The sequence below is a fragment of the Deinococcota bacterium genome (genome assembly GCA_030858465.1).
GTDB lineage: Bacteria > Deinococcota > Deinococci > Deinococcales > Trueperaceae > JALZLY01.
Genome location: JALZLY010000292.1, coordinates 1 through 6,114 on the forward strand (window position 1 = coordinate 1; position 6,114 = coordinate 6,114).

A 6,114-nucleotide genomic window follows, 5' to 3' on the forward strand; every position below is an offset into this window, starting at 1 on the left:
GCTGTGGTGTAGCTGAACGAGCTGATGAGAAAGTGCCCTGTGAAACGGGTATAGTCACTGTAAACCTCTAGCAGTTCTCGATTCATCTTCCTATCCTAGTGTTTCTGCCCTTCGTGCGTAAGGTGAGCACCTCAGTCTCCCAAAAAGCTCAAGAGCGGAAAGCGATCCATCCTTTTGACGACGGCGTTTAGCAGCTCATAACTCGCCTCGGCGTCGCGCAGGTCCGCGACCTCGAGCGGTGAGTGGGCGTAGCGCCGGGGCAGGCAGATCGAGCCGGCCGGGACTCCCTCCGCTGCCCAGCCGATGGTCGCCGCGTCGTTGTTACCGCCAGTGAAGGTGACGAGCTGATAGGCGACGCCCGCGTCGCGGGCCGTGCGGGTCAAGAACTCCTTGACGGTGGGCGGCAAAAGAAAGCCCCTGCCGCCCTGGCCAGCCAGGACCTGGATACAGGGTCCGGCGCCCAGCCTGACGTTCAGCTCCGCGTTCATGTCCGGCGTGTCGCCGCTTGGCATGGTGTCGAGCGCCAGCCCCAGGGTCGGGCGCAGGCGAAAGCTCGCCACCCCCGCGCCCTTCAGCCCCACCTCCTCTTGCGAGGTAAAGGCCGCGACGAGGGTACCGGCCGGAGGGCTCACCTCCTCGATCAGCCTAGCCAGCAAGGCACAGCCGAGGCGGTTGTCAATGGCCTTGCCCGCCACCAGCGAGCCGCCGAGGCTGGTGAGGGGGCTGACGAAGGCGACGGGGTCACCGATCTCGACGCCCCTTTGGGCGACCTCCTCGGCGGAGGCGGCGCCGATGTCGATGTACATCTCGCTGTGGGGCTTGACCCGGCTGCGCTCCTCGGCGCTCTGGTAGTGGCCGGCCTTCATGCCGATCACCCCGAGTTGGCCTCCCACCCTGACCAGCCGCGCGGCCAAGAGGTTATCGAGGACGCCGCCGACCTTCTCGAAGCGGAGGAAGCCGCTCGGCGTTATGCTGCTGACCACCAGGCCGATCTCGTCGCTGTGAGCGGCGATCATCAGCGTGGGACCGTCGGTGGCTCCCTTGCGGACCGCGTAGACGTTGCCGACGCTGTCGGTCTCGACGCTGTCGCAGACAGGCCCCAAGCTCTCCATGAGGTGTCTCACCAGCGGCCGCTCCTGGCCGGAGACGGCGTCAATGGCGGTGAGCTCTTGAAGGCGTTCCAGCAGGCTGGGCATGGCTATCTCCTTTGGCGGGTGGGGACGGGGGCACGCCGTGGCCCCTCGAGGCGATGGCGCTGTGACCAGGAACGACCGGGCTCGAGTAGGCGACGCCGTCGGGGTAAAGGCTCGCCTCGCAGCGGGAAACCTCCTCGAGCGTCTCAAGTCAACCACCGAAACCTCGATCACCGAAACGTCTTGGTCTTGTTGTTCGCCACCTCGGCGTAGCCGCCTTCCTTTCATATCACATCCGTTATGATCGGATTTCGCGGTAGACCAAGAGACTGCCGGGTTTCAAGCCTGCTCGACGGTGTGAAGCAGGCTGGAGTCTGGACGGCGCTTGAGCTTCTCGTCGGCGGTCCCGGCTGCTCTCACTGCCTTGTGGTGTAGCCAAACAGTTTGCCCGAAACCGGAGGACTCGAGGCTCCTCGACATCGCATCCTGCCCATGATGATCGATCTCAACTCTCATATGTTTTCCTGCTCGAACTCCCTATGATGAGGCGAAGCGGAGCCTGTTGAGACAGAATCGCAGCCATGCTCATGTCACCTTTAGAGCCACCTTTAGAGCAGGTGCGGCAGCGGCATGACCTGAGCACGCATGTGCTATCCTTACTGTAAGGAGGTGTGGTAAGGATGGGTACACGAGCTACCATCACCAGCAAGGGGCAGATCACCATCCCGCAGGAGGTCCGGCAGCGGCTGGGCCTCAAGCAGGGCGATCAGATCGAATTCGTGACCGAGAACGGGGTGACGGTCATGAAACCCGCTAGGCGAGAGGCCAATCCGTTCGAGCCGTACCGGGGCGTCCTCAGTCACTTCGAGAGCAAAGACGAGGTGAACGCCTGGCTAGGCGATCTGCGGGACGACGCCTAGGTGCTCACGGCAGTAGACACGAACGTCATCAGCGCGCTGTGGTCCCAGGAGCACGCGGCGACGGGGATGACAGACCTGCTCTTCTCAGCTAGGCAGGAGGGCGGGCTCGTCGTCTGCGCCCCGGTCTACGCCGAGCTGATGGCTTACCCGCGAGCCACCAAGGCGTTTGTCGATGCTTTCCTCGAGGCCACAGGGATTGAGGTTCACGTCAACCTCTCGAGAGGAATCTGGGAACGGGTAGGGGAGGCCTTCAGCGCCTACGCTCAGCGCCGTCGGAAGGACAGGGCCGGGCAACCTAAGCGGCTCCTGGTGGATTTCATCGTGGGGGCGCACGCTTTGCTTGCCGCTGACCGGCTCCTGACCCTCGATCCCAAGCGCTACCGCACAGCCTACCCGGAGCTGATGCTGTCGCCTACGGACGCCGCCGTGTAGCCGGCAGCCTACTGTGGCGGGTGCCACCAGCTATGAACCCTATGACGACGCTGGTGAAGTTGTCGCTCAGGACTCGATTACCGTTGACGTCTTCTCCTGTCCAGCCCGATCTCCCCAGAATGATGCGAAGCAGATACCTGTCCAGCCAGGACTTCGGTCACGCTCATGTAACTGTCAGACGCCGCATCAGCGATACATCATTTGGGGGCTGACTCGCTGAGCGCGGTGGCGCAAGTCACCGCGGCCTCCCAGCCGCTCGTCTCGTCCTCGAGCGTCTCGTCGGCGCTCTCGGCCGCTCTCGCCGCCTTGCGCTGTAGCCAAAACGGTGTAGCCAAACAGTTTGCCCGAGCACGCGCCTGAGCATGTGGAGGTGTAGGATGGTGCGCTAGCGCGGCCGTGTCCTCTCCTTCCGCCGGCCGCCCCGAGGCCTTATTATGGAGTGGCTCCTTAGTCCCGAGGTTCTGGTCGCCCTTCTCACCCTGACGGTCCTGGAGATCGTCCTCGGCATCGACAACATCATCTTCATCTCGATCTTGGCGGGCAAGCTGCCCGCGGAGCAGCAGGGCCGCGCCCGCATGCTGGGCTTGGGCCTGGCGATGTTCATGCGCATCGCCTTGCTCTTTTCGCTCACCTGGATCATGCGGCTGACCGCGCCGCTCTTTGCGGCCCTAGGCCAGGAGATCTCCGGCCGCGACCTGATCCTTATCCTAGGCGGGCTCTTTCTCATCGCCAAGAGCACCCACGAGATCCACAACCGGCTCGAGGCCGAGGAGGGCCACGCGGAGACCGGGGTGGTGGCCTCGTTCGGCGGCGTGATCGTGCAGATCCTGCTCTTAGACATTGTCTTTTCGCTCGACTCGGTGATCACCGCGGTGGGCCTGGCCGATGAGCTCTGGGTGATGGTGACGGCGGTGGTCGTCGCCGTCGGCGTGATGATGCTCTCGGCGGGCGTCATCAGCGACTTCGTCAACCGTCACCCCACCGTCAAGATGCTGGCCCTCAGCTTCCTCTTGCTCATCGGCCTCTCGCTCCTGCTCGAGGGCTTCGAGCAGCACATCCCCAAGGGCTATATCTACTTCGCCATGGGCTTTTCGGTCTTCGTCGAGATGCTCAACCTGCGCGCCAAGCCCAAGAAGGTCGAGCCGGTCGAGCTGCGCAAGCCCTACAGCGGCGACTAGAGCTGAAGCGTCGATCCGTTGCAGGACCGGGTGCAGGACGCCGGGCTTGGACAGGTGAGGCCCGCCCTGTGATATAGCGCGCGCTCATTCCCTCAGCAGGTCCATCGCCAGCGCCGCGCTCCAGGAGAAGCCCGCCGCGCCGCAGGGGCTGCCGTCACGGGGGTCGTAGTATTCGGCGAAGCCACGCTCCATGAGCGCCAGGGACTGCGCCCTCACCGTCGCGGCCAGGTCAGAGTAGCCATAGCGCCTGAGCCCCTGGATGAGGAGCCAGTTGACGTTGATCCACACTGGGCCGCGCCAGTAGCGCCGGGGCTCGAAAAGGGGACTGTTCTTGGCGGCCGAGGGCAGGTAGTAGCCTCCCTCCGGGCCGGGGGCGTACGCGGCCGGGTCGCGGAGCTGTCCGACCAGGCGCTGGGCCTGGGCCTGGTCGGGCAGGCCCGCGAAGAGGGGAATGAAGCAGGCGCAGCTATTTTCGCGGATAGGGCCCTCCGCGCGCAGGTCAACGTCGTAGTAGAGGCCCGCCTCCTCGTCCCACAGCCCCGCGAAGGCCCGCCTCGCCCGCTCGAGCCAACCGTCCAGTTCGCTCACGGGCTTGCCGAGCTCGAGCGCCAGGGCCCGCAGGTCCTCGTTGGCGCGGTGAAGGAGCGCGTTGAAGAGCGTATCGCGGATCAAAAAGGGCGAGCGCGCGTAGAGGGTGCGGGCCTCCCAGCGCCAGTCGCGGAAGAGGCCGATCAGGTACATGAAGCGCTGGTAGTCGCTCTCGACCGGGCGCTCGTCGGGCCGGACATGGACCTTGTCGCGGCGCCGGTAGGGGGGAACGTCTACGGGCTCGAGGCGGGCCATCGGCTCGGCCCAGCGGGCGGCGTTGTCGGTGCCGGACTCCCAGGGGTGGATGATGGCGACCAGGCCGCTGCCCTCGGGGTCGCGGGCGCTGTAGAGCCAGCGGTGCCAGGCGAGAACCTTGGGGTAGACCTCGTGGACGAAGCCGAGCGATTCGGCCTTGTCCGTGGCGGCCTCGTGCATGAGGCGCACGGCGGTGGCGAGCACGGGCGGCTGGGTCAGGCCCGAGGTCGGGACTCGAGGCGCCTGGGGGCTCCCCTCCACCTTCCAGAAGTCCGGCGTGGGAAAGTAATCCGAGGCGCCTCTGTGGTAGAGGATGTGGGGGACCAGGCCGTCTTGCCACTGGCCGCTCAGGAGCGCGCGCACCTCGCGCCGAGCCAGGGCCATGTCCGCATGGCGCAGGCCGACGGCGATAAAGGCCGCATCCCAGTTCCACTGGTGGGGGTACTGGCCGGCGCTCGGCTTGACGAAGACGCCGCTGTCGTTGGCGCGCAGCAGTTCGTACGCTTTGGCGAAGAGAGCGGAGGTCACGGCCATCGTGACCATAATTGAAAATTAAAAATTGAAAATTGAAAAGGAAATTGAAAAGGACATCGGCCAATTTTGAATTTTGAACCTTGAATTTTCAATTGTTTCACCCCTTCACTCCCCCCGCCGTCAGGCCGCCGACCAGGTAGCGCTCGAACCAGAAGAACAGCACCATGATCGGCACGGTGATGATCATCGCGCCGGCCATCAGGAACTGCCTCGGTACCTCCTGGTTGTCGAGGGTGACCATGCCGCGCGCCAGGGTGAAGATCTGCGGGTTGTCCAAGAACATGAAGGCGAACAGAAACTCGTTCCAGGCGATCATGAAGACGTAGAGCCCGACCGAGGCCAGGGCGGGGAGCGAGAGGGGCAGGGTGACGCGCCAGATCACCTCGGCGCGGGTGCAGCCGTCGATCATGGCCGCCTCTTCTAAGTCCTTGGGCAAGGTCTGAAAGTAACTGCGCAGCATGTAGAGCGCCACCGGGATGGTGGTCGCCGGGTAGACGATCAGCAGGCCCGGCAGGGTGTTTCTGAGCCCGAGCTGGGTGAAGACCGCGTAGAGCGGGATGACTAAGACGATGGCGGGAAACATGTAGATGAGCAGGATCGAGCGTGACAGGAGGTCGCGGCCCGGGAAGCTCAGGCGGGTGACGGCGTAGGCGCCGAGCACCGCCAGGAAGAGGGTGATGACCACGGTGACGGCCGCGACCAGGGTGCTGTTGCCGATGAAACGCAGGAAGTCGAAGGTGAAGAGCACCTCGCGGTAGCCCGCGAAGAGCGAGCCCAGGTCCTGGCCGAGGTCGACGCGCAGGTCGGCCGGGTTGCGGAGCATCTCGGCGCGCGATTTTAAGCTCGAGGCCGTCATGAAGTAGAAGGGAAAGATGATGACGGTCAGGAAAAACACGAAGCCCGCCGCGCGCAGCAGCCGCATCACCAGGAGCTCGACGATGTCGCGGCGCAGGCTGCCCAGGTTCAGGTCTCTGAGCCCGTAGCGGGTCAGCCAGCCGACCAGGGCGAAGCTGACGAGGCCCGCCGCGACGCCCCAGAAGGGGTAGACCTCCGGCAGGCCGAGCGGCCTGAAGC

7 protein-coding genes are annotated in these 6,114 nt (G+C 64.7%); 3 read left to right on the forward strand and 4 right to left on the reverse strand.

The window, feature by feature from the left end:
* Positions 1-131: 131 nt before the first annotated feature.
* A complete protein-coding gene (locus M3498_14605; GenBank protein MDQ3460510.1) occupies positions 132-1,196 on the reverse strand; it encodes a M20/M25/M40 family metallo-hydrolase in 1,065 nt (354 codons plus the stop codon).
* Between the two features lie 617 nt (positions 1,197-1,813).
* On the opposite strand from M3498_14605, the gene M3498_14610 reads away from it, so the two are divergent.
* Together M3498_14610 and M3498_14615 are read left to right on the forward strand one after the other, a co-directional pair.
* Positions 1,814-2,053: an AbrB/MazE/SpoVT family DNA-binding domain-containing protein gene (locus M3498_14610; protein MDQ3460511.1), complete on the forward strand. Its 240-nt coding sequence runs from the start codon at positions 1,814-1,816 to the stop codon at positions 2,051-2,053.
* Positions 2,054-2,485, forward strand: a complete 432-nt coding sequence (locus M3498_14615; protein MDQ3460512.1) for a type II toxin-antitoxin system VapC family toxin — start codon at positions 2,054-2,056, stop codon at positions 2,483-2,485. It abuts the gene before it with no gap.
* Positions 2,486-2,682: 197 nt separating this feature from the next.
* Here M3498_14615 and M3498_14620 read toward each other — a convergent pair whose 3' ends face one another.
* On the reverse strand, positions 2,683-2,820 hold the full coding sequence (locus M3498_14620) for a hypothetical protein (GenBank protein ID MDQ3460513.1): 138 nt from the start codon (positions 2,818-2,820) through the stop codon (positions 2,683-2,685).
* A 99-nt stretch (positions 2,821-2,919) separates the two neighbouring features.
* On the opposite strand from M3498_14620, the gene M3498_14625 reads away from it, so the two are divergent.
* Positions 2,920-3,663, forward strand: coding sequence for a TerC family protein (locus M3498_14625; GenBank protein MDQ3460514.1), 744 nt, complete (start codon positions 2,920-2,922; stop codon positions 3,661-3,663).
* An 84-nt stretch (positions 3,664-3,747) separates the two neighbouring features.
* Here M3498_14625 and M3498_14630 read toward each other — a convergent pair whose 3' ends face one another.
* Together M3498_14630 and M3498_14635 are read right to left on the reverse strand one after the other, a co-directional pair.
* Positions 3,748-5,040: a glycoside hydrolase gene (locus tag M3498_14630; GenBank protein ID MDQ3460515.1), complete on the reverse strand. Its 1,293-nt coding sequence runs from the start codon at positions 5,038-5,040 to the stop codon at positions 3,748-3,750.
* Between the two features lie 97 nt (positions 5,041-5,137).
* Positions 5,138-6,114, reverse strand: a 977-nt coding sequence (locus tag M3498_14635; protein MDQ3460516.1) for a carbohydrate ABC transporter permease, incomplete at its 5' end; no start/stop codon positions are given.

What these genes read in the sequence shown, in the direction of transcription:
- M3498_14605 (MDQ3460510.1), bottom strand. Translation starts at nt 1,196, where the DNA reads ATGCCCAGCCTGCTGGAACGCCTTCAAGAGCTCACCGCCATTGACGCC.
- M3498_14610 (MDQ3460511.1), top strand. Translation starts at nt 1,814, where the DNA reads ATGGGTACACGAGCTACCATCACCAGCAAGGGGCAGATCACCATCCCG.
- M3498_14625 (MDQ3460514.1), top strand. Translation starts at nt 2,920, where the DNA reads ATGGAGTGGCTCCTTAGTCCCGAGGTTCTGGTCGCCCTTCTCACCCTG.
- M3498_14630 (MDQ3460515.1), bottom strand. Translation starts at nt 5,040, where the DNA reads ATGGCCGTGACCTCCGCTCTCTTCGCCAAAGCGTACGAACTGCTGCGC.